This window comes from Pseudomonas sp. ADAK2 TE3594 (assembly GCF_053628675.1).
The window spans coordinates 3,083,597-3,106,994 of record NZ_JBRJGV010000001.1 but is presented as its reverse complement, the minus strand read 5'-3'; the positions used below and the strand labels follow the sequence as shown (position 1 = coordinate 3,106,994).

The 23,398-nt window shown below is 56.5% G+C and carries 19 protein-coding genes and 2 pseudogenes; 6 read left to right on the top strand and 15 right to left on the bottom strand.

The features are described from left to right. Window positions 1–130 precede the first annotated feature (130 nt). The gene (locus AB7M22_RS13930; RefSeq protein ID WP_454186736.1) at window positions 131–763 is read left to right on the top strand and encodes a LysE family translocator; all 633 of its coding nucleotides are present in this window, start codon (window positions 131–133) and stop codon (window positions 761–763) included. An 82-nt stretch (window positions 764–845) separates the two neighbouring features. Here AB7M22_RS13930 and AB7M22_RS13925 read toward each other — a convergent pair whose 3' ends face one another. From AB7M22_RS13925 to AB7M22_RS13910, 4 genes are all read right to left on the bottom strand, one after another. Next, a complete protein-coding gene (locus tag AB7M22_RS13925; protein ID WP_454188811.1) occupies window positions 846–2,102 on the bottom strand; it encodes an aminotransferase-like domain-containing protein in 1,257 nt (418 codons plus the stop codon). A 63-nt stretch (window positions 2,103–2,165) separates the two neighbouring features. Further along, window positions 2,166–3,311, bottom strand: a complete 1,146-nt coding sequence (locus AB7M22_RS13920; protein ID WP_454186735.1) for a trans-sulfuration enzyme family protein — start codon at window positions 3,309–3,311, stop codon at window positions 2,166–2,168. Beyond that, window positions 3,308–4,792: an AmmeMemoRadiSam system radical SAM enzyme gene (amrS, locus tag AB7M22_RS13915; protein WP_007896262.1), complete on the bottom strand. Its 1,485-nt coding sequence runs from the start codon at window positions 4,790–4,792 to the stop codon at window positions 3,308–3,310. Before amrS ends, AB7M22_RS13920 begins: the two co-directional genes overlap by 4 nt. A gap of 99 nt (window positions 4,793–4,891) precedes the next feature. Further along, on the bottom strand, window positions 4,892–5,611 hold the full coding sequence (locus tag AB7M22_RS13910; RefSeq protein ID WP_454186734.1) for a YczE/YyaS/YitT family protein: 720 nt from the start codon (window positions 5,609–5,611) through the stop codon (window positions 4,892–4,894). Between the two features lie 198 nt (window positions 5,612–5,809). Between AB7M22_RS13910 and AB7M22_RS13905 the strand changes: the two genes are divergently transcribed. After that, the gene (locus AB7M22_RS13905) at window positions 5,810–6,241 is read left to right on the top strand and encodes an Lrp/AsnC family transcriptional regulator (RefSeq protein ID WP_367375302.1); all 432 of its coding nucleotides are present in this window, start codon (window positions 5,810–5,812) and stop codon (window positions 6,239–6,241) included. Between the two features lie 85 nt (window positions 6,242–6,326). Here the strand turns inward: AB7M22_RS13905 and AB7M22_RS13900 are convergent. Further along, window positions 6,327–6,443 (bottom strand): annotated as a pseudogene (locus AB7M22_RS13900) (copper amine oxidase); the annotation flags it as partial. Between the two features lie 22 nt (window positions 6,444–6,465). Between AB7M22_RS13900 and AB7M22_RS13895 the strand changes: the two are divergent. Beyond that, window positions 6,466–6,564 (top strand): annotated as a pseudogene (locus tag AB7M22_RS13895) (homoprotocatechuate degradation operon regulator HpaR); the annotation flags it as partial. Window positions 6,565–6,769: 205 nt separating this feature from the next. Here AB7M22_RS13895 and AB7M22_RS13890 read toward each other — a convergent pair. Then, window positions 6,770–7,651 (bottom strand): LysR family transcriptional regulator, encoded by an 882-nt coding sequence (locus AB7M22_RS13890; RefSeq protein ID WP_454186733.1) that lies wholly within the window; start codon window positions 7,649–7,651, stop codon window positions 6,770–6,772. A gap of 125 nt (window positions 7,652–7,776) precedes the next feature. Here AB7M22_RS13890 and AB7M22_RS13885 point away from each other — a divergent pair, with 125 nt between their 5' ends. Genes AB7M22_RS13885 through AB7M22_RS13875 form a run of 3 tightly spaced genes read left to right on the top strand, consistent with a single transcriptional unit; the run spans window position 7,777 to window position 10,309 of the window. Further along, entirely contained in the window at window positions 7,777–8,982 is a 1,206-nt protein-coding gene (locus AB7M22_RS13885; RefSeq protein ID WP_454186732.1) for a serine hydrolase domain-containing protein, read from the top strand. After that, on the top strand, window positions 8,979–9,128 hold the full coding sequence (locus AB7M22_RS13880) for a hypothetical protein (RefSeq protein WP_454186731.1): 150 nt from the start codon (window positions 8,979–8,981) through the stop codon (window positions 9,126–9,128). The genes AB7M22_RS13885 and AB7M22_RS13880 overlap by 4 nt, the downstream gene beginning before the upstream one ends. Then, window positions 9,125–10,309, top strand: a complete 1,185-nt coding sequence (locus AB7M22_RS13875) for an MFS transporter (protein WP_454186730.1) — start codon at window positions 9,125–9,127, stop codon at window positions 10,307–10,309. The genes AB7M22_RS13880 and AB7M22_RS13875 overlap by 4 nt, the downstream gene beginning before the upstream one ends. 192 nt (window positions 10,310–10,501) lie before the next feature. Here the strand turns inward: AB7M22_RS13875 and AB7M22_RS13870 are convergent, their stop codons facing one another. From AB7M22_RS13870 to AB7M22_RS13830, 9 genes are all read right to left on the bottom strand, one after another. After that, window positions 10,502–11,488, bottom strand: coding sequence for an aliphatic sulfonate ABC transporter substrate-binding protein (locus tag AB7M22_RS13870; protein WP_454186729.1), 987 nt, complete (start codon window positions 11,486–11,488; stop codon window positions 10,502–10,504). A 109-nt stretch (window positions 11,489–11,597) separates the two neighbouring features. Next, window positions 11,598–14,081: a TonB-dependent receptor plug domain-containing protein gene (locus tag AB7M22_RS13865; RefSeq protein ID WP_454186728.1), complete on the bottom strand. Its 2,484-nt coding sequence runs from the start codon at window positions 14,079–14,081 to the stop codon at window positions 11,598–11,600. 36 nt (window positions 14,082–14,117) lie between these two features. Beyond that, the gene (locus AB7M22_RS13860) at window positions 14,118–14,615 is read right to left on the bottom strand and encodes a RidA family protein (RefSeq protein ID WP_008006142.1); all 498 of its coding nucleotides are present in this window, start codon (window positions 14,613–14,615) and stop codon (window positions 14,118–14,120) included. Window positions 14,616–14,638: 23 nt separating this feature from the next. Continuing rightward, entirely contained in the window at window positions 14,639–16,213 is a 1,575-nt protein-coding gene (locus AB7M22_RS13855; RefSeq protein ID WP_454186727.1) for a flavin monoamine oxidase family protein, read from the bottom strand. Window positions 16,214–16,269: 56 nt separating this feature from the next. Continuing rightward, entirely contained in the window at window positions 16,270–18,402 is a 2,133-nt protein-coding gene (locus AB7M22_RS13850; RefSeq protein ID WP_454186726.1) for a TonB-dependent receptor, read from the bottom strand. A 397-nt stretch (window positions 18,403–18,799) separates the two neighbouring features. After that, on the bottom strand, window positions 18,800–19,759 hold the full coding sequence (locus tag AB7M22_RS13845; protein ID WP_454186725.1) for a D-isomer specific 2-hydroxyacid dehydrogenase family protein: 960 nt from the start codon (window positions 19,757–19,759) through the stop codon (window positions 18,800–18,802). Beyond that, window positions 19,756–20,943: an acyl-CoA dehydrogenase family protein gene (locus AB7M22_RS13840; protein ID WP_454186724.1), complete on the bottom strand. Its 1,188-nt coding sequence runs from the start codon at window positions 20,941–20,943 to the stop codon at window positions 19,756–19,758. The genes AB7M22_RS13845 and AB7M22_RS13840 overlap by 4 nt, the downstream gene beginning before the upstream one ends. Window positions 20,944–21,027: 84 nt before the next feature. Beyond that, on the bottom strand, window positions 21,028–22,044 hold the full coding sequence (locus AB7M22_RS13835) for an ABC transporter substrate-binding protein (protein ID WP_454186723.1): 1,017 nt from the start codon (window positions 22,042–22,044) through the stop codon (window positions 21,028–21,030). Next, window positions 22,041–23,387 (bottom strand): LLM class flavin-dependent oxidoreductase, encoded by a 1,347-nt coding sequence (locus AB7M22_RS13830; protein ID WP_454186722.1) that lies wholly within the window; start codon window positions 23,385–23,387, stop codon window positions 22,041–22,043. The genes AB7M22_RS13835 and AB7M22_RS13830 overlap by 4 nt, the downstream gene beginning before the upstream one ends. Between the last annotated feature and the right edge of the window lie 11 nt (window positions 23,388–23,398).

Below are 23,398 nucleotides of genomic sequence, written 5' to 3'. Positions count from 1 at the left end.
CTTAGTAATGAAGGAAAAACAAGAATACTTCGTGCAAAATTATCGGAAAAGCCTGTGTGAAGATTAATAATTAATTCATAAAAAAGTGCACTTCCCCTAACCTTTCAGCATCAATTACGGAGGTGCATCTATGTTGATTTTCGTTAAGTCAATGGTCATTGGGCTTTGTATTGCAGCCCCTGTGGGGCCCATTGGGCTGTTGTGCATACAGAGGAGCCTTATGCTGGGATGGAGAGCAGGTTTCGCGACAGGATTGGGGGCGGCTACCGCTGATTCGATCTATGGATTTATCGGTGCGCTGGGGATTACAGCTATCATAGCGACGCTCATTAGCTTCAAACCATGGTTGTGTATTTTCGGGGGAGTGTTCCTCGCGTACATTGGTTATCAAACAATAAGATCGAAAGGGAGCACAACAGCCCTGGCGGGTGAGCGAGCCAACATGTTCAAAGCCTACTCGACTACACTGTTTTTGACACTGTCAAACCCAATGACCATCTTGTCGTTTATTGCGATATTTGCCGCCATGAGTGACGGCATGGTCAATGATCAAAGCAGTCAGCACTCAGTGTTGCCTATGGTGATCGGTATATTTCTAGGCTCGGCTGTCTGGTGGCTGGGGTTGAGCGGATTCTCCTCCATATTCAAGACCCGGATCTCCCAATCAAAGCTTAGGTTGATCAACTATTTTTCCGGGTCAACCATAAGCATCCTGGGCGCCTATCAGGTAGCCACTGGCGTTATACTCGCCACAGGTACCTGAGCGGAAAGTCATACAAGGCTTGTTTCTCATTGACTGATCAACACGCCTTGGCATCAATCCCCAAGGCCCACGGGAGGATGCTTTACTGCATTCTAAATTCAATGTACGCCCTGAGGCGGCCTATCGCTTGTTGGATTTCTGATTCTGTCGCATTACTAAACGACAATCTGACCTGAGTAACAGCCTCATTCGTCAGTGAAAACAAGGAAGTGGGAAATACAATAACCTTGAAACTCCTGGCACACTCGCACATTTCAGAATATTCAAAGGCGAAAGGCAACTGTACATTGATGAAAAAACCACCAGTCGGATGGTTCCAGGTGACAGTTCTTCGAGAATTATCCTTGAACGGGAATTCACGTTCAAGGCATTCAATCATGCAGTTTCTTTTTTTCGTGTAAGACAACACTCTTGGTTGGTTCAGGTTTTTTAAAGAGTAATTGTTCTCTATCAACAAACCTCCAACAACCGCTTGACACAGGGCAGGTGTATTGACCGTGATCAAGCTTTTGGCTTTGCATAATCTACTGCTAAAGGACATCACCCCGGCGCCCTCCGGAGCGACTATATAGCCCATACGCAATCCCGGAAAAATCGACTTTGCAAAAGAGCCAAGAAGGAACACTCGACTACTGTCGATCGACTTCATCGAAGGGATTTTATCTCCCTCGTACCTGAAGTAGCTGTAGGCATTGTCCTCCAGGATTAAAAAGTCAATTTCATTGGCCAAGGAGAGCATAGCCTTCCTGTCTTCATAGGAAAGGCTGTCAGCAGTAGGGTTACTAAAATCTGAAATCGCGTACAGCGCTTTTATCTTTTCCCCTCTGGACTCCAGCTCCTTAGCTACCTTACGCAGGGCAGAGGGATCGAGGAGGGTGTCCATGGGAACGGGTACAATTTTTATTCTTAATAATTTCGCAATACCGGTTATCCCGGAAAACACAGGGTCAGGCACTAATAAAACCCCGCCCCCTTCAAAAATGGCTAACAGTGTCAAGGTGGCAGCTTCTTGAAACCCCATACACACGACAATACTTTCAGGGGTGAAAATTTTTATCCCTTCATCCACCTGCAAGTATTTGGCGATTATCTCATTGATAATCCCGGCGGTTTTTCCATATTGGCAAAGGTGTGTCGCAAGTGAATGTTCCGTATCGGCGATGTATCGTGCATAGCTGGCCAGGCCCTTATCGATGAGGGAGTGGTCGCATTGCTCATCATCAGGTCGACCGGAAGCCAGAGAAATAGCCTCTGGATTTTCATTGGAAATGGAATTTAGAAGATGGATAACGTTCAGAGTAGGGTCTTCGAATATCGTTTTTTCGAATGCAATGGACAATTTCGCGTCTCCATAAAAAAAGCAACGAGCCGTTGAAAGCTCGTTGCTCATGATTAACATCAACTACGCAGGTTTAAGTGCATGTTCTCGATTCGCCATGTTTTCCATGGTTTCGAATGCTTGAAGCAGATCCTCTTTAAGATCCTCAAGGGCTTCTAAACCAAAACACAATCGAACCAAACCCTTTTCAATTCCCATGTCCGCTTTTTCCTGCTCAGTCATTGAGGCATGGCTCCCACTAAAGGGTTGAGCAACCATCGACGTGACACAGGCCATTCCCGTGCCCGTTCCAAACCATTTGAGGGCGCTGGTGAAGATTTTGTAAAAGGGAACCAGATCGGGCCGAATATCAACAAACACAATGCCACCATATCCGGTCAATTGTTTGCCATCGATTCGCGGATAATAAACATGCTCAATAAAGGGCAGTTCCTGCAGGTAGTTGAGCATGCTGGAGGTAGTATTACTGTGTTTCTCCATGCGTAGGTTAAACGTCTGCATGCTTCTGCGAAGCAACCATGCGCTATAAGGGGCTAATATTGAGCCTGAATAAAAACGACCTTCGAGCAGGCGCTTATAAATCATTTCACTGTTGATAAGCACCAGGCCACCCATGACATCGCTATGCCCGGAGAAATACTTCGTTGCACTGTACAGAGAAATGTCGGCGCCAAAGTTTAGAGGTTTTTGAAAGATTGGAGTGGCCCAAGTGTTATCAACGACTACCAGGGCCTGTGGGTTGTTTTGCTTAACCGCCCTGCTGACCGCATGAATATCAATATCTTTCAGGAAGGGATTGGTCGGCGTTTCGAAAATGACCATATCCACGTTTGATGGCAACGCTTCCAACCCACTTTCTGTGGTGAGATCCAGAATCGTCAGCTGCGCACCGATACGTGCAGCATATCGCTGAAACAGTTTATAAGAACAGCCATAGATGTATTTGTTGATCACCAGCGACCCACCCGGTTTCAGCAGCTCCAAAACCATGTAGATGGCACTCATTCCGGTGCTGTAGGCCAAGGCGTATTCGCTGCCTTCCAAGGAAGCGACAACCTGTTCCAGCTCAGTCACGTTGGGATTGGCTTTTCTCGAGTAGAAGAACGCCGAGTCAGCGCTAAAAGCGCTGCACTGATAAATAGGCGTCACAGATGGATGGGCCTCTCGGTCATCGACCTTGATATGGAGTATTTCAGTAGACACATTCATGACTTGTTGACCAGTTTGATAATCTGCTCATACATGTTCTGCTTGCCTTCATAACCAATTGTCGGTGTGATGTCATTTTGCGAAATACCAATCTCTTCAATCGACTCGGTGGGGAAGTGGGCCCTGTCGAATACTTCATGAAGATTTGAGTTAACTCCCTTGGGAAGCCAGACCTCAGGGCCGGATTCATCAATTCGCGCCTTGGCGACAATGAATCGATAGCTTTCGTACGGCCGCAATGTCAGTGATTTCCAATCACTGTTAAGCCCGTCGGTATAATTGCGCCGCAGGTAGACGGTCTGTTCAAAGCCTTCAGTATTCAGCACTTGGGCATGCAGCGATACGATATCCCCATGCCACTCGAACTTTCGCTTCTCGTAAGCGGTCAACGCATCCTCTTGCAGTTCAACAGGAATGTTCACTTTGTGTTCGCCAAGTAACTTGAAATGTGCATCGTGCCCACACTGAGTACAGCAACCATTGCTATCCAGTCCGATGATGTCAGCATTCAAACCGTAGCGGGTAACGAGTAGAGCGTTACAGTTATTGCAACTGGTATTGGTGCCCTCGACATCATTCACGTTTCCCAGATAAACATGCTCAACCCCCATGCTCCGAGCGATGTCTCGAGCCTTCAGGAGTCTGTCCACGGGGGTCCGGATGCTATTACTCATTTTATAATCGGGGTGAAACCTTACAAAGTGGAGCGGTACATTCGGGCCCAGTTCATCCAATACCCACTGGCTAATCTTCCTGGCGGTATCCTCATCGTCACTGATGTCGGTCACCATCAAAGTGCTGACTTCAACATATTTACCCGCATCGTATACTTTCTTGATGCCGGCCAGAACGGGCTCTACCCAGCCTGTTGTGACTTTTCGGTAGTATTCAGGGGAAATGGATTTTAGCGAAATGGAGAATATATCAATGACCGGCAATAGTTCATCAATGGCTTCTTCACTGATAAAAAATGCAGATTTATATAAGTTGATCAACCCCGCTTCCTTTGCCAGCTTTGCCGTGTCGAGGATGAACTCATGCCAGACAACAGGGTCGTTATAAGTCCAGGAGATGACGCGTATACCATGCTTTAGTGCAGTTTCCACCACCTGTTCAGGGGTATAGTAGTACACGTCTTTGTCTGTCACATATTTGGCCTGGGAGGTCTTCCAGTTGTGACAGTAGCCGCAGTTAAGCATGCAGCCGATATTGCCTAAGGAAAGGATTCGCTCTCCGGGAGCAAAGTGGAATACCGCCTCGGTTTCGATCGTCTCTTCGGTACTGTGAACGCCTTTACCATAATTCAATGTAACTAACCGACCCCCTCTGTTTCCGCGCACCTTGCAAAAACCTACCTTACCTTCCTGGATGACACAGTTTCGAGGGGAAAGATGACACTTTACACTACCGTCAGGAAGTATTTCTTCCAGCTTTGCGGGCATGCTTTCCAAGGTCCAGTTTTTATTTTTTGTATTTTCCATTACTCACTCCTCATCTCGGAAGTTACTGTCAACATCACCGGTTAAAATTGTCGAGGCAAAATAATCCCACAGCCACGGTGGCCGCAATACCTCTCGTCGTTATGGGTAGGCAGAAGAAGCGCTGGTTAATCCATAATTCTTAAGTGAAAAGCGCCTGGTATTTATATTCATGAACGGCTGTATTAGAGGGCCTATGACCAACAAAAATGCAATCGTTCCCACACCGAACGGCCCACCTAAAAGCCACCCGGTCGAAAAGATTCCAACTTCAATGATCATTTTAGCCTTGGTGAATGACCACGCCCATTTGGAAACCATGGTAAGCACCACGAGGTCCATGATTCTGATACCAATACCGCTCATGATGATCAGTGCGGATGAATAAGCACACAAGATCAGTCCCATCGCTAATATCGTGTACTCATCCACTCTGGCAATCAAATACTCTCCAAGCCCCAGCACAGACCAGAGGTCTATTAGCAGGCCGGTAAGCGTAGTTGTAATAAAGGGACTTATCGGAGGGTATTTCTTGTTCCAGAGCATCCACCACAGCAGAAAGAATATAGCAACGATGCCCGAACAAACACCCATTCCGAGGATGAGTATTTTATTGATTGAAATGATCAGGACATCTAAAGGATCAGTTCCCAGTCGACTGACTATGAAAAACTTGGCGCCCACCGAGAACAGGGTGACGCCAGCCAGATACATGAACACCTGATCCATCTTGAAGTTGCGAAAACCTAGGACTTCCGTCCCAATATACTTGGTGAATGATGGACAGGACTTTTTTGCACACTTTATTTTTTCATCTTCCATACGAACACCATCCCTGAAGGAAATTTTTTATTATGCGGTGCGTAACGCTAAAGATTAGGGCTATTGATTTCCCGGATTCTTTTTAGGCTTTGTCGGGCTGTAAATAGACTAGCACTGCGCTTTATTTTGGTGCATTATTTTTTAATGAAAAACACATGCTTTTCATTAAAATTTATACTTTTTACTGGGGAAACGTACATGGATCGTATAGACACAAAAATCCTGGGAAAGGTGCAGGACTGTGGTCGCATTTCCATCACAGAGCTGTCCAGGCACGCGGGTCTTTCTATTCCCGCCACCACTGATCGGCTGCGAAAACTCGAAGACTCCGGGGTCATCAAGGGCTATAGCGCTCAGTTAGATCCAACCAAGCTAGGGTTTGGCATATCTGCTGTCGTCGGCATCACCACCCTCAAGCCGGCGAAATCCAAATTGATAGCGACGCTCAACGACATACCCGAAGTCGTTGAGTGTCTACACATCACGGGTAACGACTCCTACCTGATCAGGATCTATGCCAAGTCAATGGCCGATATCGAGAATGTCATTGCGAGGATCAACGCGTACGGTGAAACACGTACAAGCATTGTTTTGTCAGTCCCTATCGAGAGAAGAACGCTTGCCCCTTGAGTTGCGCGACATCCTCTGACTATCTATTTTTTGCTAAGTAGAAGGACCTGCATCCGCTATTCCAGCCCAACGAATAGGCTTCGGCCATGTAGTCGTAGTTGCCGACGGTGCTGATCCAGCGCACCACCAGATCGCGACGCTCAGTGCTGAGGTTGGGCTGGCCCATCTCCTGGTGTTTGTATTCCAGGCCGGCGTAGCGTTCGACCTATTTTTCCGCGTGAACCATCCTGACCCCCAGACCGTCCCTTACGCTCACCTTGTTGCAGGCCCGCGAGGCGGCCATGGCATTTTTCCGGCCGTTGCTCAATGAACATGATCTGACTGGACGCTGATGATTTCGCGGCTGGCGACGTGGCTTACGCGGGAGTTGATGCCGGCAGCCTGATGGTTGCTTCTGCGGCTGGATGTTTGATGAATTGCACCCCAAAGGCTGGATGCAACCGATGGGGTGTTTCATTCACGGATAAATAGTGGCGGTTTAAAAGCTGCGGCGTGACATCGGATTTGCAAATGCAAATCAGCCTGGTCTCAAATACCCCCATCACAAACAAAATCAATAAACGCTCGCAACTTCGGCGTCAGGTAGCGGCTTGACGGCCATACCACCTGGATGTCCAGCGTGCGCAGCACTTGATCGGACAGTATCGACACCAGCTCTCCGGCCGCCAGTGCCTCGCGCACCGCAAACTCCGGGACGCAGGCAAGGCCCAGTCCTTGGCGGGCCATGTGGATCAGCATTTCAAGGTTATTGCAGACCATCGTGGCCGGTACTTTCAACTCGGTGCCTTCGGCAAGCCCCGACAGTGGCCATTTTTCCAGTTTGCCCGTGGAGGGCAGTTTGTAATGCAGGCAGTGGTGTTCCTGCAGTTGCTCGACATTCTGCGGGTAGCCGTGGCTCGCAAAGTAACGGGGGGCGCCGACGAGGTAGAAGCTGAAGCTGTCGAGTTTCCTGGCCATTAACCGGGAGTCGTGCAACTGACCGGTACGCACCACGGCGTCGAAACCTTCCTCGACCACGTCCACCAGCCGATCGGTGAAGTCCAGTTCCAGCTGGATTTGCGGATAGCGCTGCATGAATCGCGAGAGCTGCATGAACAGGACGTTACCCAGCAGCGGCAGGCTGATGCGCAATTTACCTCGGGGTGTCTCGCTGGCGCTGGAGAGTTCCTGCTCGGCAGCTTCCAGTTCGTTGAGCACCCGACGGCAGCGCTCCAGAAACAACGAGCCTTCGCTGGTCAGGTTGATGCTGCGGGTATTGCGATGGAACAGGCGTGCACCGAGTTTCTCTTCCATGCGCGCGATGCTCTTGCCCACCGCCGAGGCGGAGATCCCCAACAAGCGGCCGGCCCCAACAAAACTGAGGCTTTCGGCGACCTGCACGAACACCGTGATGCCATTGAGCTTATCCAACACTCACTCCTTTGATTGCGGACAAAAAGGTCCGTGGACCTCGGAATTGTAACCTCTGTTTCCCGACAACGGCCGGCTCTACCATCGAGACATCGAGTCATTCATTCAACTATTCAGGTCCGCCAATGTCAGTCAACGAACCGCTTCGCCCATTACAGTCTCTACGCTCGTTTGCACCCGTCCAGCTGGCTTCGCGCATCGACACGGTGCTGGAGCAGACCCTGCACGATCAGCGCCTGGTGGGCGCGGTGGTACTGGTGGCTCACCGTGGCAAGCTCATTTACCAGCGCGCGGCCGGGTTGGCCGACCGTGAGGCGCAGTTACCGATGCGTGAGGATGCCTTGTTTAGGCTGTCTTCGGTATCCAAGCCGATCGTTTCGGTGGCGGCACTGGCACTGATCGGCCAGGGCAAACTCAACCTGGATGACGATATCACCCGCTGGTTGCCTTACTTCAAGCCAACGCTGAGCGACGGCCAGCCGGCGACGATCACGGTGCGCCAGTTGCTGAGCCATACCGCCGGCTTTACGTATGGTTTTCTGGAAAGCGATCAAGGTGGCCCTTATCGCGATGCCGGTGTGTCCGATGGCATGGAGCGCAGCAACCTGACGCTGGAAGAAAACCTGCGTCGCCTGAGCCACGCGCCCTTGTTGTACAAACCGGGCAGCTCGTGGGGCTACTCGATTGCGACCGATGTGCTGGGTGGCGTGATCGCGGCGGTCACCGGTACTTCGCTGGCTGTCGCCATCGACACACTGATTGCCAAGCCACTGGGCTTGGGCGATGTCGGTTTCAGCGTGTCTGACGCCAGCCGCCTGAGCCCGGCATACCTGAATGATCAGCCTCAACCGCGGCGCATGAAAGAACTGGAAGTGGTGCCGGTTTTTGAAGGCACTGCCGGCATCAAGCTGGAGCCGGGCCGGGCCCTCGATCCACAGGCTTTCAACTCAGGTGGCTCGGGCTTGATCGGCAGCGCCGGTGAATTCCTCCAGTTGCTCGAAACCCTGCGCAAAGGGGGCGCGCCGTTGTTACCTAAAGCGCTGGTCGAGGAAATGACCAGCAACCAGACCGGCGAGCTCGAACTGGAAAACTGGCCCGGTCGCGGCTTCGGTCTGGGCTTTACCGTGCTCAAGGACCCGACCGCCGCACAGACAGCCGAATCGGTTGGCAGCTGGCGGTTGGGCGGTGCCTACGGACACTCCTGGTTTGTCGACCCGGTCGAACAATTGACGGTCGTTGCCTTCACCAATACCGCCTTCGAAGGCATGTTCGGTCAGTTCACCGTTGACCTTTGCAACGCCGTTTACGGGGAATACGAGGACAGACAATGACGCGCGTTGTGCGGTTAGCCGCCTCTATCGCGCAATGGGGCAGCTATGCCGAACTGGCGGTGGTGCCGGTCGTCGCCGCCCATCAGTACCTGGAAGCGGGCGAGCAGTTTGGCAAAGTCGTGGTCACGCTGGAGTCCGAATCATGAAAATGCTCCATCCGATCTACTTTCTCGCACTGGGCCTGTTTGGGGTTTACACCATTGAGTTCGGTGTCGTCGGGATTCTTCCGGTGATTATCGAGCGCTTCTCGATCAGTGCATCCCAGGCCGGCCTGTTGGTGGGGTTGTTCGCGCTGATCATTGCGGTATTCGGCCCGATCATGGTGCTGCTGCTGTCACGCTTCAACCGTAAAAAAATCCTCACTATTGCGTTGTTCATTTTTGCCGGCACCAGTGTGTTGTCGGCCTATGCGCCCAACTTTGAGTCGCTGATGGTGCTGCGCATCATCCCGGCGCTGTTTCACCCTGTGTACTTTTCCCTGGCCTTTGTCGCAGCCGTTTCGCTGTACCCACCGCAGGAATCAACCCGTGCAGCCGCCAAGGCCTTTGTCGGTACCAGTATGGGCATGGTGTTGGGGGTGCCGTTGACGACACTGATCGCGGCGCAGTTTTCCTATGAGGCCTCGTTTCTGTTCTGTGCGGTGGTCAACTGCATTGCCGGCCTGGGGATCATTGCCCGGCTGCCGGACGCCCCCGATAAAACCCGCATTTCCTACAAAGAGCAGTTGGCTATTTTGCGTAAATTTCCACTCTGGCTGAACATCACCGCCTCGACGCTGATTTTCGCCGCGATGTTTTCCGCGTACAGCTACTCGGCCGAGTACCTGGCCAAGGAAGCGGGCATGAGCGCGCAGATGATCAGCATCCTGTTGGTGATCTTCGGTATTGGCGGCGTCGCGGGCAATCTGTATGCCGGCAAGCTGATCGGGCAGAACATGGTCCGGACAACGCTCCTGCACCCGATCCTGCTGGCCGGTGCCTATGGGCTGTTGTACCTGTTCGCCGGTCCGTCCCTGATGACAATGTTGATTATTGTGGTGATCTGGGGCGCGACCCATACCAGCGGGCTGATCGTCACGCAGATATGGCTGACCTCCGAAGCGCCGGAAGCGCCCGAATTCGCCACCGGCATTTATATCTCGTTCATCAACCTGGGGGTGACGATCGGGTCAACGACGGGTGGGTGGTTCCTGGCGCGCATGGGTTTGCAGGGCACCCTGTACAGTGGTTTGCTATTTGCGGCGCTGGCCGTATTTGTCATCGTGATCAAAGTTCTGTTTTTCAGTGCCGAGCCGCGCAAGGGAGGAGCGCAGATCGCCGCAGACTGAGTTGAACGATGCATCGCAGCCCGCACGGATGGGGGGTGTATTTTCGTCAGTGCGTGGCCGCCATCGCCCAAACAAGGATATCCAGGAAGGAAGCCTTTGGGTCGACACCCTGGATTGTCATTCCATCGAGAATCGATCGAGGCCACATGAATTCGTTACCTTTGCACAATGCTTCGGACGCGCTCGGCCGTACTATTGGCTAACGGGTTTCCAGATCTCTACATCGTGGGCATCTACCGCCTTGGGCAATAAGCCCGCGGCAAAAAAAGCATCGGCAATTTTCTGCTGTTCGCCCAACTGATCGGCTTTCACCGGTTGTATCTGGTAACTGCGATGGGCGTTGGCTGCTTCGACTGTTTCCACATCGAGGTCGCCCCACAGCGGCCCCAGGACTTGAGCCGCATCACGGGGATGGTTTTTAACCCAATTACCGGCTTCATGCAGTTGCTCGTAAACCAGCTTGAGGACTTCAGGGTGCGCCTTGGCGTAGCTCGTGCTGGTCAGGTAATAACGCTTGTAGCTGGCCAAGCCACTGCCGTCGGCCAGGGTGCGCGTCGGTAGTTGACGCTGCACGCCGCTGAGGAAGGGTTCCCATGTGACCCAGGCGTCGACCTTCTGATTTTCGAAAGCCGCCCGGCCATCGGCGGGTGACAGGTATGCAGGTTGTATGTCAGAAAACTTCAGGCCCGCCTTATTCAGGGCCGCGATCAACAAATAGTGGGCTCCGGCCGCCTTGGTTACCGCGACTTTTTTGCCTTTTAAATCTGCCAGTTGCTGCAACGGCGAATCGTTTCGCACGACGATTGCCTGGGCTGAAGGCGAGGGTGCCTCTTGCGCAAAGTAAGTCAGCCTGGCCTGTGCAGCCTGAGCAAATATCGGCACGGTATCCGCCACGTCGGCGCTGACATCAATATTGCCGACATTCAACGCCTCCAGCAGTGGCAAGCCACTGGGGAACTCATGCCAGCTCACGTCGATGTTCGCCTGGGCGAGTGCCTTGTCCAGCTTGCCTTGGGTTTTCAGCAGAGTGATCAGGGTCGATGACTTCTGGTAACCGATGCGTAGCTTTTCCCGGGCCTGAGCCGGGAGTGTCAGAGACGACAAGGCCAGCGCAACGACCAGGCCGGCCAGGACAGGACGACGGAATATCGCCCCGGGGTTCTTGATGAGTTTCGACATGGCATGCTCGACAATTAGTAAGGGAGGGGTAACCACCTATGAATCCTATTGTTCTAAAAACCGATTTATAAATATTTTTTGAGTATTAGCTTAGGCGACTTTGCAGGCATCAGAACGCGTATTGCACGCGGGTGTAGTAGTAACCGCCGGTGAAGCCGAAGGGTGAAAAACTGCCCCAGTTATCGCCGAACGAAGAGTTGCTTACGCCGATATGGTCCGGGTACTTGTCGAACAGGTTCTGCGCGCCGACGGCGACGGTCAGTTGTTTGTTGAGCGCATAGGCCACGTCGAGGTCGGTGATCCATTTGGCCGAATACTCGCGATCCAGGCTTGGATCGCTCGAGCTGTTGACCTCGGTGTAGGTGCCATAACGGGTCAGCCGCAGGTTGACGTCGAAGTCGCTGATCGCCCAGTCGGCGGAGAAGATCATCTTGCTGCTGGGGGAGGTTTTGGTAATCAGTGCTCGCGATTGGCGTCCGAGCAGCTGGAAGTCGCCCAGGGCGGTCAGTTGTGACGGTGTGTCGTTGACGCTGAGGATTTTCGTGTGGTTGTAGTTCAGTGCCGCAGTCCATCTCACCGAGCCGAACTGGTTCAGGTTCTGCCGGTAATTGCCGACCACATCGACCCCGGACGTCCGGGTGTTGGCGCCGTTGGTGAAGTACTGCGCACCGGCGGTGGCCGGCACGCCAATGCTGTCGAGCAGGGCGGCGACGCCCGGGCCCTGGAAACGTTCGCTGAGCACCAGGCGGTCGCGCAGGTTGATGACGTAGCCGTCCACGGTCAGGCTCAGGTCTTCACTGGGAGTCAGGGCGAAACCGAGACTGAAGTTGGTCGAGCGTTCGGGTTTCAACGACTCGGCCCCAAGGGCCTGGGCGCCGGCCGAATCCACCGGCAGAACCACGTAGTTGTAAGACTGGTAGACGCCATTAATGGTGTCGAACCCGGTCGAGCGCGCGGTGAAAATCTGATTGGCCAGCGACGGCGCGCGAAAGCCATTACTGACGGTGCCGCGCACCGAAAACACCGGGTTGAATTCGTAGCGGGTGCTGAGTTTGCCGCTGCGGGTGCCACCGACGCCTTCGTTGTAATGCTCGTACCGTGCGGCGACGCCGAGGTACCACTGCTCGACGGGGTAGAAACCCAGGTCGATGTAGCTGGCGACGCTGTTGCGGCTGACTTTCTGTGCGTCTTCAGGAGTAATGCCGTTGGTGACCTGGGCGCCCGGATCGGGACGCTGCCCGGCGCGCGGATGGCCGGCGGGGAACACGTAACCGCCATCGATATACGAGGCTTCGGAGCCGGCGCGGGTCTCGTAGCTTTCACGTCGGTGCTCGAAGCCGAAGGCGACATCCAGCGGCTTGGCCAGGCCGATTTCATAGCTGTTTTTCAGATCCAGATTACTGGTCAATTGATCCGCGATGTAAATGCCGGAGGTGAACTTGTTCGGGGTGTTTTCGCCCAGCGACGGGTTCTGGTTGTTGTAGGTGCGTTGCTTGGCGTAGTTACGCCCGTAGGTGCTGCTCAGGTCCCAGGCCCAGCCGCCGAAATCCTCGCCCTTGGCGCCGAAGGCGGACTGGAAGTCGGTTTCGTTGATCAGCCAGTAGGGGCTGTAACCGTCGGGGTAACCGTTGGGACCGGTGGTGATGGTATTGCGGCCGCTGGGCAGGCGGAAATTCTGGCCGTCATTGTTCTCCCGGGTGGCCAGGGTCGAGAACGAGTAGAGCGTGACGGCATCGTTCAACGGCAGGTCGAAGTTGTAGGCGACATCGGCCAGTTGGCTGCGGGGCAGTCCGTAACCCTTGTAAGTGTGGTGGCTGGCATCGGCCTCGCGTGGGTCGGGCGAACCGTCGGCTTGCGGATAGTAATGCGCACTGTAGCCGTTGCTGCCGGCCTTGTTGTCGCGTTCCTGATAGCGGGTGTCGAGCGAGACATTGAGTACACCGGCTTCGCCGACTTGAAAACCATAATTGAGCGCCTCCTGCGCGGTCCCGCGTTTGCCGTCATAGCCCTGGCCGAGGGTGGTGTCGGAACTGCCGCCGGTGGTTTGCTTGAGGATGATGTTGATCACCCCGGAAATGGCATCCGAGCCGTACTGTGCCGCTGCGCCATCGCGCAACACCTCGATGTGATCGATGGACGCCACCGGGATCAGGTCGAGGTCGCTGGGTGCCGCGCCGCTGTTGATGCCGTTGATGTTCAACGTGGCGCTGGTATGCCGGCGCTTGCCGTTGACCAGCACCAACACATGGGACGCTGTCAGCCCCCGCAGGGTAGCCGAGCGAACCACGCCGCTGGCATCCCAACCGGCGCGGTCGGGCAGGTTGAAGGATGGGATGAACTTGCTCAGCGCCTCCAACAGGCTCGGTTTGCCCACCGAACGCAATTGTTCGCCGGTCACCACGTCGATCGGAGTCGGGCTGGTGGTGACGGTGCGTTGGACGGTGCCACGGTTACCCGTGACGACTACCGTGTCGAGAGTCGGTGAGCTGCTTTCGGCGGCCTCGATGTTGAACGAGGCCAGGCCACAGGCAATCGACAGCGGCAGCAATAACGGGCGGTAGGCAGGCGCGGCGCGTGTTTGGCAGTTGAGCATGAGAGTGAAGCTCCTGAATGTCGGCTAAGGTCCGTGTCACTTCTTGCGAGCGGCGACGGCTTCGATTTCGACCAGCCCGCCCGGTAGCGGCAGGGCGACTACCTGCACGGCGGTGCGTGCCGGTTTGTTCGGTTGCGCGGCGCTGCCGAAGAACGGCGTATAGCCTTCCTGCAGCCCGGCGAAATCGAGCTTGCCGCCCTTGGCCGGATCGCCCACCAGAAACACCCGAAGTTGCACCACATCACCCAGGTCCAGTCCTTGGCTTTGCAGTACGCCTTTGAGCTTGTTGAGAATCGAGGTGGTCTGGGTCGCGGTGTCGCCATAGGCAGCGAAGGAATCCTTCGGTGCTTTCGGGTCGTGCAGGTCGGCGAGCAGGCCGCTGACAAACAGCAGGTCGGTCTGTGCCGGAACCGACACCGCCAGCGAAATCGGGAAACTGGAGTTGGGCAGGGCGATGCGTTTGATCTCGTCGGCGTGGCTGCTGAGGGCGGTGGCGGTCATGAGGAGTCCTGTGAGCAAAGTCATGGTTTTCATCGGTCAGTTCCTTATTGAAAAAATCAGGCGGCAACGCCCGGTTGCTGGCGTTCGGCATGGCGGCCGATCAGGGAAACGATGCGTCGCGCCGAGTCGGCTGCGCTGTTCTGCCAAATGCCGACGCCGCCATGGGCGAGGGCGTCGCTGGCCAGGTACGTGCGGCCCTGAGGCTCGTTGAGGATTTGGTAAGCGCTCTCGCCGACCTCGTCGTTGACGATCCACGGGCCTTTGCTGAAGGGCACCTTGGCCCAGTTGATGGCCACCGGTTTTTGCAGCTTGGTGCTGTGGCCGGGGTGCAGTAGTTCGACCGCTTGCCGCGAGGAGGCGAACTGCTCGGCGAGGGATTTCTTGCTGAAGGCCTGGGCCGATTCACTGGTGTTGTAGGCCGCGACCAGAATCCCTTGGGCGCTGTTCAACCGGTCGCTGGGGTACCACAAACCTTTGACTTCATGGTCCAGGTACGACAATCCGCCGTAGATGTTGAAGTCGGTTTCCCAGAAACGCGGCGACTGCCAGGCGACTTTGTTGGCCTGATCGCTTTGCGCGCTGAGAATCGCTTGCTTGAACGGCTGGCTGAAGTTACTCGGCAGCTTGGCCAGCAACGGCAAGGGGACCGTGACGATGGCGTAATCGGCGCTCAGCGTCTGGGTGGTGCCGGTCTTGCGGTCCCGGTAGGTGATGCGGCTGCCGTTTTCGGAGGTCTGAATGTCGCTGACCTCGGCGTTGAAACGCACCGTATCCTTGAGCTTGTCGTAGAACGCGTAGGGAATCCGGTCCATGCCGCCAACCGGTTGGAACATGGTCGAGGAAAACTCCGGGATCTCATCGAACACCAACGCGCCCCAGAGCTTGGGATTGAGCAGGGTCTGTAGCTCCAGCGGCGCACGGGTGATGCCGGTTTGATCGCCGGCACCTGGAATGCGGGTGTACCCCGAGCGCACCGAGCCCTTGTATTTGAAGTCGGCGTTGAGATCGCCATAGACCTTGAGGAAATTGAGCAGCGCCTTGCGATCATCGACGCTCAAGTCCTGGTCCAGGGCCTTGCGGCTGACGGTGCGCGCCAGCAATTCAGACAGTTGGCCGCGGGTGTCGTTGACCGCCTGGCGTAACTGGAATGCCGGTTTGCTCGGATCGGGCAAGGCCAGCGCATTGCGGCTGCTGTTGACCAGCACTTGCAGCTCGACACCCAGTTCGCGGCAGTAGCCGAGGATCGTCTGGTGATGGCTGGGAATACGCGCGGGACCGGCGTTGAAAAACTGCCCGTCATCGAAGTCGACGGTCTGGCTGATGCCATCGTCGAAATCGACCTTGGTGCCGCGCCGCAGCGTCCAGTTGCGTCCACCCACTCGCTCGCGCGCTTCGAGAATGGCCACGGTGAAGCCAGCCTTGCGCAGCTCGTAGGCGCTGACCAGTCCGGATATACCGGCACCGACCACCACCACGTGCTTGCCTTTGCCACTGCTGCCCAGTTGCAGCGGATTGAATGTTGCCGCCACGGCCTGAGGCGTGAGCCCCAATGCACCGAGGGCGCTGACAGCGGCGGAATAGCCACCGACGGCGGCAATACGGGAAATCAGTTCTCTACGGGTAACAGCCATCGTGGTGCTCCTTGCGTTCAAGCGGTAAGGAATCCGGTGTAGGGGCGCGTCAGGGATCAGAGGTCGTAGCGCACGGACAACAAGAGGGTTCGCGGGTCGTTGATGGAGTAGAAGCGGGCGCCACTGGAGGGCACGTAGCCGACCGACTGCGGGTAGGCGCGATCGAGCAGGTTTTTCACGGCCAGCGTGGTGGTCCAGTGACCGTCGCCGGAGAGGTAACGGGTGTTGGCGTTCCAGAAGGTCTGCTGGGGGATTTCCTGGACGTCGTCGTTGAGCGCGTTGGCGTAGGACTTGGTCTGGAACTGCGCATCGGTGCCCGCCAGCCAGGTACCGGGCAGTCCGGCCGGGATGGTGTAGTTGAGGCCGACGCTGGCGTTCCAGCGCGGCGAGAACACCAACTGCTTGCCGTTGGCATCGACACCGGCGCCGCTGGCATTCTCGAAGTCGTCGTACTGGCTTTCCAGGTAGCCGACATTGGCGGTCAGTTGCAGATCGCGGGTCAGCGCAGTCAGGGTTTCCAGTTCTACGCCATAGGTGTGTGCCTGGCCGACGTTGGTCCGCAGGCTGACACCCAGCGCCGGGTCGTAGGCGTTGGTCTGCAAGTCCTTGTAGTCGTTGTAGAACAGCGCGACGTTGGCCCGCAGGCGCTGATCGAAGAAGTCACCTTTGAAGCCGGTTTCCCAGGTCGTCACGTCTTCCGGCGAGAACGCTTGCTCAGCGGCGGCCCGGGTTGGCGCACGGTTGTCGTAGCCGCCGGCCTTGAAGCCTTTGGCGACGTAGGCGTACTGATTGAGGTGCGGCGTCCAGGCGTATTCGAAGCCGAGTTTGGGGCTGGTGGACTGCCACGATTTGCTCGAATTGGCGCTGAAGTTGGTTCCGGTGATCTGCCGGTTAGTGTTGATCGCGTAGTTGGTGTAGTCGAAGTTCTTGTGTTCGCGGGTGAAGCGCAGCCCGGCGATCAGCGACAACTGTGGGGTGATCTTGTAACTGCCCTGGCCGTACAACGCGTAGCTTTCAGTGTTGGTTGTGCTGTATTGACCCTGGCCAATCACCCGATTGCGCGCCACGGAATAGGTGAGGTTGTCGCGGTCGGCTTCGAATTTTTCGCGGTACAGGTACAGGCCGGTGCTGAAGCTGAATTTGTCGTAGTCGCCGTTGAGCTGGAATTCCTGGGTAGCGTAGTCCTGCTTGTAGGTGATCAGGTTTTGCTGGATCAGTGCTGCCTGGCCCGAGTTGTCATAGTCCACCGGCTGGTTGAACGCCGAATAAGCGGTCACCGATTTGAAGTTCAAGTGGTCGTCGATGGCGTAGATTGCGCGCAGCACCGAGCTGCCTTGGTCGAGACGGTTCTTCGGGTCGAGGCTGCTGTAGCTCTTGAATTTATCGAAGTGGCCGTCGGCATCGAACGGTGTATAGCTGGTGGTGTCGCCACGGTCGAAGGTACCGGCCAGGGTCAGTTGCACATCCCACGGCGAATCGATCGGGTTGAAGCGCAACTTGCCGCGGTAGGACTGGATGTCGACGTTGTTCACATCCTCGCCACGGGTCGGGTTGGAGACGGTGCCGTCACGGGTCAGGCGAATCGCCGAAAAACTGCCGAACAACGCGTTGTCCACCAGCGGGCCACTGATCAGCAATCGGCCGTTCTGCGCGTTGTAGTTGCCGGCACCGAGCTCGAAGAAACCCCGGGTTTCCTGGGTCGGATCGCGGGTGATCACGCGGATCGCGCCGGCGCTGCTGTTGCGTCCATACAGCGTGCCTTGCGGGCCGCGCAACACTTCGACGCGCTCGACGTCGTTGAAGTCGAGCATCGAGGAAATGGCGCGCGGGATGTACAGGTCATCGGCGTACACCGCGACGGCGGATTCCTGGATCGGATCGGTTTCGCCGATGCCACGAATCCCGTAGGTCTGGGCGCTGTAGGAGATCGACTGGCGGCTGAGGGTCAGGTTCGGCACTTGCCCGGAGAGGTCGCGGATGCTTTTGATCTGCTTGTCGTCCAGGGCTTTTTCGTCGAACGCGGAAATCGCCAGCGGGGTTTTTTGCAGGTCTTCGCTGTGGTGTTCGGCGGTGACTGTGACAACGGGGAGGGCACCATCCATGGTGTTTTCTTCGGCGTGGGCCGACAACCCGAACATCGCCAGCGACACGGCCAGCGTCAAACGGTTTGCAGTGAAGGTGTTGTGCATGGTGAACCCCAAGTGTGTAAGCGCAGCGTTGGCGTCGTTATGTTTTTTTGGGCAAAGCGTTGCCGGGGCCATGTTTCGAAAGCCATGGCGGCGGGGGGCTTGAGCCGTTTTCAGGTTGTGGGTGTGGCAGTTGACCGTGGAGTGGTGTCGGCCGGAAAAACGTGCAGTTCCGTGGGCCTCCACCTGGTCAGGGGTCGGTGATGGTTGTAACAGTATTTGTATAATAAGGCGCTGTAAAAGTCCGATTGGTTATAAGTTAATTATAAAAAATTGACATTAAGTATTGTTTTGAAATGCGTAAAGCTGATGTTTATGTGGGCAGTTAAAACGCATTCGCGGGCAAGCCTCGCTCCTACAGGAACGTGGCTTGCCCGCGAAGACGGTAGACCAGCTGGATTCAATACCCGCGTTGTACGTTCGCCTGATTCTGCAACGCCAAACCGTTGAGATAACGCTCAAGGTTGGCCAGGAAACTGTCAGCTATCTCATGGCCACTGTTGGTGGAAATCGCCGAGGTATGGGGTGACAAGCGCACCCGTGGATGGGTGTAGAACGGATGTCCTTCGGGCAGTGGCTCGGGATCGGTGACGTCCAGCGAAGCCAGGCCGATCGCTCCGCTGTCCAGTGCTTCAAGCAACGCCCCGTGATCCAGCAGACCGCCGCGGGCGATATTGATCAGATGCAGGCCGGGTTTGGCGCTGGCGAGCACCGCGCTGTTGACGATATGCCGGGTCGCGCCGGTCAACGGCGCGGCCAGCACCAGATGGTCGGAACGGGCAAACAGGTCATGGATATCGCGCGCGGCTTCGACGCCTTCCACCTCGAACGGCGTCTGACTCTGACGCAACGCCAGCACATTGATGCCCAAGGCGTGGGCCTTGCTCGCCAGGCTGCGGCCGATGGCACCGAAGCCGAGAATCCCTAAGGTGGTGCCCTTGAGCGGCGTCAGTGCGGTGAAATTCCATTGCGAGTCATGCACCCAAATGTCCGGCAGACGCTTGGCGGCAGCGAAGATCGCGGCCAGGGCGAACTCGGCGATGTTCTCGGCGGCGCTGCCCCGGGAAGTGCTCACCGGCGGGCCGTTGAACAGCCATTGGGGGTAGAAGTCGATGCCGGAAGACACCACCTGAACCCACTTCAAACCGTAGGGCCAACCCGGCGGCGGTGTGTCCGGCGCCAGATAGCCGCGAACATTGATTGGCCGCGCCAGCAAAATACTGACTTCAGTCGGCAGGTCGCTGGGTACGCCGCTTGGCACATCGATTAATCGGGCGTCAGGATGCGTGTGTGCGAGGCGCTGACGAATCACATCGTTGAAGTCTTCATCCAGTTGGCTGGCGATAATGAGCTGGCTCATGGGCGTTCCTTTTGCTGGTGCTGGGCGAAGACCGCTCTGCCGACACCTTGCAGCACGGCATCGTTCTGCGGCGTGTGAACACGGCTGCACAGCACATCGCGGTAATGCCGTTGCAGCGGATTTGTGCGGGACAGGCCGGGGTTGCCAGACGCCTCGATGGCCAACTCGACGGCGCGGATGGCGTTGCCGGTCACCAGGTACTTCAGTTGCGCGGCGTTAATGGCCGGCGTGCGTCCTTCGGCGGCGCAATCCAGCAGGCTGCGGTTGGCGAACAACAGCGTGTCGATGTGCCCGACGGTTTCCTGAAAGCGCGGAAGGGTGGAGAGCGACGCGCCGAGGTTGGATGGCTTGCGTTGTTCCAGCCAACCCACCAACCAGTCGCGAGCGGCTTGGGCGACGCCGTCGTAAACCGACGAGAGCAACACCGACATCCACAGGAAGCCGTCGCCATCGAGTTCGGGTTGCGGCGCGCTCCAGGGGCTGACGCTGACGGCATGATCCAGCGGCACCAGCACATTGTCGAACACCACTTCGTGGCTGCACGTGGCGCGCATACCCAGATGGTCCCAATCCTCGATGATGCTGATGCCGGGTGTGTCCTTGTGCACCAGCCAGGCACCGACCAGCGGATCTTCATCGGTGCTGCGCGCCCAGACGCTGAACCATGTCAGGCCATGACTGCCGGTGGAGTATATTTTTCGGCCACTGATGCGCCAACCGGCGGAGGTGCGCCGGGCAACGGTCGCTGGCAAGCCACCGCGAGCCGGGGTGCCGAGGTCGGGCTCGACCCGCAGGGCGTTGATCAACGCGCCTTGCTGGACGGCGTCTTGCGCCACTTGCAGGCGCAATGCTTCGGGCCAGGTTTTACTGTCTTGCAGGCGTGCGTGCTGGATGTACTGCATCACCAGGATCAACGCCGTCGAGGGTTCACCCTTGGCGATTGCGCTGATCGCCTTGCGTGCCTGGGCCAGATTCGCGCCACCACCGCCGAGGGCTTTGGGCACGGTCAGCGCGACCAGGCCGTGCTCCTGCAGCAGCTTGAAATTGTCCTGGGGGAAGGCGCCGCTTTCGTCATAAAGGTGCGCCGTGGCGCCGAGTTGTGCACCGATGGTTTCCAGCAAGGCTTCGAAGTTCGCCGCCTCGACCGATCGCAGCAAGGGCGGGTGTTGAGAAGAAAGGCTCATGGTGGATTCACTCGATCAAAAAGTGTGAGCAGCAATGGTTGGGGGCCACCGTAACCAACTGTGGCGAGGGGGCGACTTTAGGGCTCATATCGGCAACAACTTGAACTGCCGGTCCCACAACGGACTGACATCCAGCCGTTCGCTCAACACACCCGCAGCGAAGAACAAATCCGCGACCTCCTGTTGCGAGGCTATCGCCTGGTCGTCCACCTCGATGACTTTCCACGGCTGGCTGCGGCTGTTGTACATGTCGAGAAACACCGCTTTGTCGACGCCCAGTAGCTGCGCGGATTTGGCGGCCCAGGGTTCGGGGTTGTTATTGATCCATTCCAGCGTGCGCGCCGTGCGCTGCAAGTAGTCCTGAATCGCTTGTTTGCGCAGCGGGTCTTCGAGGGCTGCGGGGCGCGCGGCCATCAAGTAGTTGCCGGACAAATAACCCTCAGCTGTTTTCAACACCCGGGCGCCACTGCGGAATTTCGCCAACTGGATAAACACCCCATAAATCACCCAGGCATCGAGCTGACCGCTCTGGAAAGCACTGAAACCATCCTGCGGCGTGAGTGCTACCGCCGTGATGTCGTTCATCGTCAGGCCCTGTTCTTTCAGTGCCTTGATCAGAAAGTAATGCGAGGTGGTCGAGCGCACGTACCCGACCCGTTTGCCGCGCAACTGCCCGACCGATTCGAGTTTCGAGTCCTTGGGAATCAGGAACACCTGGTTGTTCACGTCGCCTTGTATCACTGCGATGAGTCGCGGTTGGCGATGGCTCTGGATAGAGAAGATCGGTGGGATCTCACTCATGGAACCAATGTCCAGGCTGCCCGAGGCCAGCGCTTCGACGATCAGGTTGCCGCCGGCAAATTCCGCGTAATCGACTTTGTAAGGGCGGTTAGCGGTGCCGGCGTCTTCGGTGAAATACGACTCCTGGCCGCGATAAGTGGCGACGCCCAGGGTCAGTTCCGAAAGCGAGGTGTTTTGCGCGAACGCACGCGAAGCCAATCCCATCGAGGACAGCCCCAGCGCCCCGAGGGCAATCGAACTGGCCGTCAGGAAGCCGCGACGATTGAACTGCCCTGGCAGGCGATTAAAGGATTCGCTCATGCCAGTGCCTCGCTCTTCTGGTGAACCTGGGCGGTTGTGTAACGGTTGGCGGGTGCCTCAAGCCCAAGGTTGTCGCGCAGGGTCGTGCCGCTGTATTCATCGCGAAACAGACCGCGCTGTTGCAGCACCGGCACCACGAGCTCGGTGAAATATTGCAGACCGTCCGGCAGCACCGAATTAATGATGAAACCGTCAGATGCGCCTTCTTCGAACCAAATTTGAATGGCATCGGCAACCTGCTCGGGTGTGCCGACGAAATCCCGCCGTGGCCGGGAGAAACGCAGGGCCACTTCGCGCAAGGTCAGGCCTTCGTCTTTGGCCAGTTGTTTGATCCGGTCCGAACCGCCTTTCTGGCTATTGGAGCCTAAGTCACCCAGCTCGGGGAATGGCGCATCCAATGGGTATTGGCTGAAATCATGGTCATTGAACGGCCTGCCGAGGGCGACAATCGCATCCTCAATACTCACCAGTTCCACCGCTTGCTGATAGCGGCTTTCAACTTCTGCTTCATCGCGGCCAACGATCGGACGGATGCCCGGCAGGATCGACAGCTTTTGTGCATCCCGGCCGAAGCCACTGGCGCGCTTTTTCAGGTCCTGATAATAGGCGCGTGCTTCGTCGAACCCCTCGGGGCTGACGAAAATCGCATCGGAATTCGCCGCGGCGAAATTACGTCCGTCCTCAGAGGTGCCGGCCTGGAAAATCACCGGCTGACCTTGCCGGGAGCGGGCGATGTTGAGCGGGCCTTTCACCGAGAAAAATTCACCTTTGTGCTCCAGCGCATGCAGTTTGCCGGGGGTGAAAAACTCGCCGCTTTGCTTGTTGTAGGCGAAGGCGTCGTCCTCCCAGGAATCCCACAACCCCTTGACCACATACACATGCTCCTTGGCGATGCGGTAGCGCACCGCATGGGGCGGGTGCTCGGCCTTGCCGAAATTATCGGCGGTGCCGCTGAGCCAGGAGGTCACCACGTTCCAGCCGGCACGACCGCCGCTGATGTGGTCCAGGGACGCAAACTGGCGCGCCACCTGGAACGGTTCGGTGTAGCTGACGGTGACGGTTGCCACCAGACCGATGTGGCGAGTGGTCGCGGCCAGCGCCGAGAGGATGGTCAGCGGCTCGAAGCGATTGAGGTAGTGCGGGCTCGACTTCTCATGGATGTGCAGGCTGTCGGCGATAAACACGAAGTCGAACTTCGCCGCTTCAGCCAATTGCGTTTGCTGCTGATAGAAACCGAAATTCACGCTGGCATTGGGCAGGGCTTGCGGGTGGCGCCATTCGCCCCAACCATGGCCGACGCCATGGACCATCGCCCCGAGTTTGAGTTGGCGTTGTTTGCTCATGGTTCTACTCC

What these genes read in the sequence shown, in the direction of transcription:
- AB7M22_RS13930 (WP_454186736.1), top strand. Translation starts at nt 131, where the DNA reads ATGTTGATTTTCGTTAAGTCAATGGTCATTGGGCTTTGTATTGCAGCC.
- AB7M22_RS13920 (WP_454186735.1), bottom strand. Translation starts at nt 3,311, where the DNA reads ATGAATGTGTCTACTGAAATACTCCATATCAAGGTCGATGACCGAGAG.
- amrS (WP_007896262.1), bottom strand. Translation starts at nt 4,792, where the DNA reads ATGGAAAATACAAAAAATAAAAACTGGACCTTGGAAAGCATGCCCGCA.
- AB7M22_RS13910 (WP_454186734.1), bottom strand. Translation starts at nt 5,611, where the DNA reads ATGGAAGATGAAAAAATAAAGTGTGCAAAAAAGTCCTGTCCATCATTC.
- AB7M22_RS13905 (WP_367375302.1), top strand. Translation starts at nt 5,810, where the DNA reads ATGGATCGTATAGACACAAAAATCCTGGGAAAGGTGCAGGACTGTGGT.
- AB7M22_RS13885 (WP_454186732.1), top strand. Translation starts at nt 7,777, where the DNA reads ATGTCAGTCAACGAACCGCTTCGCCCATTACAGTCTCTACGCTCGTTT.
- AB7M22_RS13880 (WP_454186731.1), top strand. Translation starts at nt 8,979, where the DNA reads ATGACGCGCGTTGTGCGGTTAGCCGCCTCTATCGCGCAATGGGGCAGC.
- AB7M22_RS13875 (WP_454186730.1), top strand. Translation starts at nt 9,125, where the DNA reads ATGAAAATGCTCCATCCGATCTACTTTCTCGCACTGGGCCTGTTTGGG.
- AB7M22_RS13870 (WP_454186729.1), bottom strand. Translation starts at nt 11,488, where the DNA reads ATGTCGAAACTCATCAAGAACCCCGGGGCGATATTCCGTCGTCCTGTC.
- AB7M22_RS13865 (WP_454186728.1), bottom strand. Translation starts at nt 14,081, where the DNA reads ATGCTCAACTGCCAAACACGCGCCGCGCCTGCCTACCGCCCGTTATTG.
- AB7M22_RS13860 (WP_008006142.1), bottom strand. Translation starts at nt 14,615, where the DNA reads ATGAAAACCATGACTTTGCTCACAGGACTCCTCATGACCGCCACCGCC.
- AB7M22_RS13855 (WP_454186727.1), bottom strand. Translation starts at nt 16,213, where the DNA reads ATGGCTGTTACCCGTAGAGAACTGATTTCCCGTATTGCCGCCGTCGGT.
- AB7M22_RS13850 (WP_454186726.1), bottom strand. Translation starts at nt 18,402, where the DNA reads ATGCACAACACCTTCACTGCAAACCGTTTGACGCTGGCCGTGTCGCTG.
- AB7M22_RS13845 (WP_454186725.1), bottom strand. Translation starts at nt 19,759, where the DNA reads ATGAGCCAGCTCATTATCGCCAGCCAACTGGATGAAGACTTCAACGAT.
- AB7M22_RS13840 (WP_454186724.1), bottom strand. Translation starts at nt 20,943, where the DNA reads ATGAGCCTTTCTTCTCAACACCCGCCCTTGCTGCGATCGGTCGAGGCG.
- AB7M22_RS13835 (WP_454186723.1), bottom strand. Translation starts at nt 22,044, where the DNA reads ATGAGCGAATCCTTTAATCGCCTGCCAGGGCAGTTCAATCGTCGCGGC.
- AB7M22_RS13830 (WP_454186722.1), bottom strand. Translation starts at nt 23,387, where the DNA reads ATGAGCAAACAACGCCAACTCAAACTCGGGGCGATGGTCCATGGCGTC.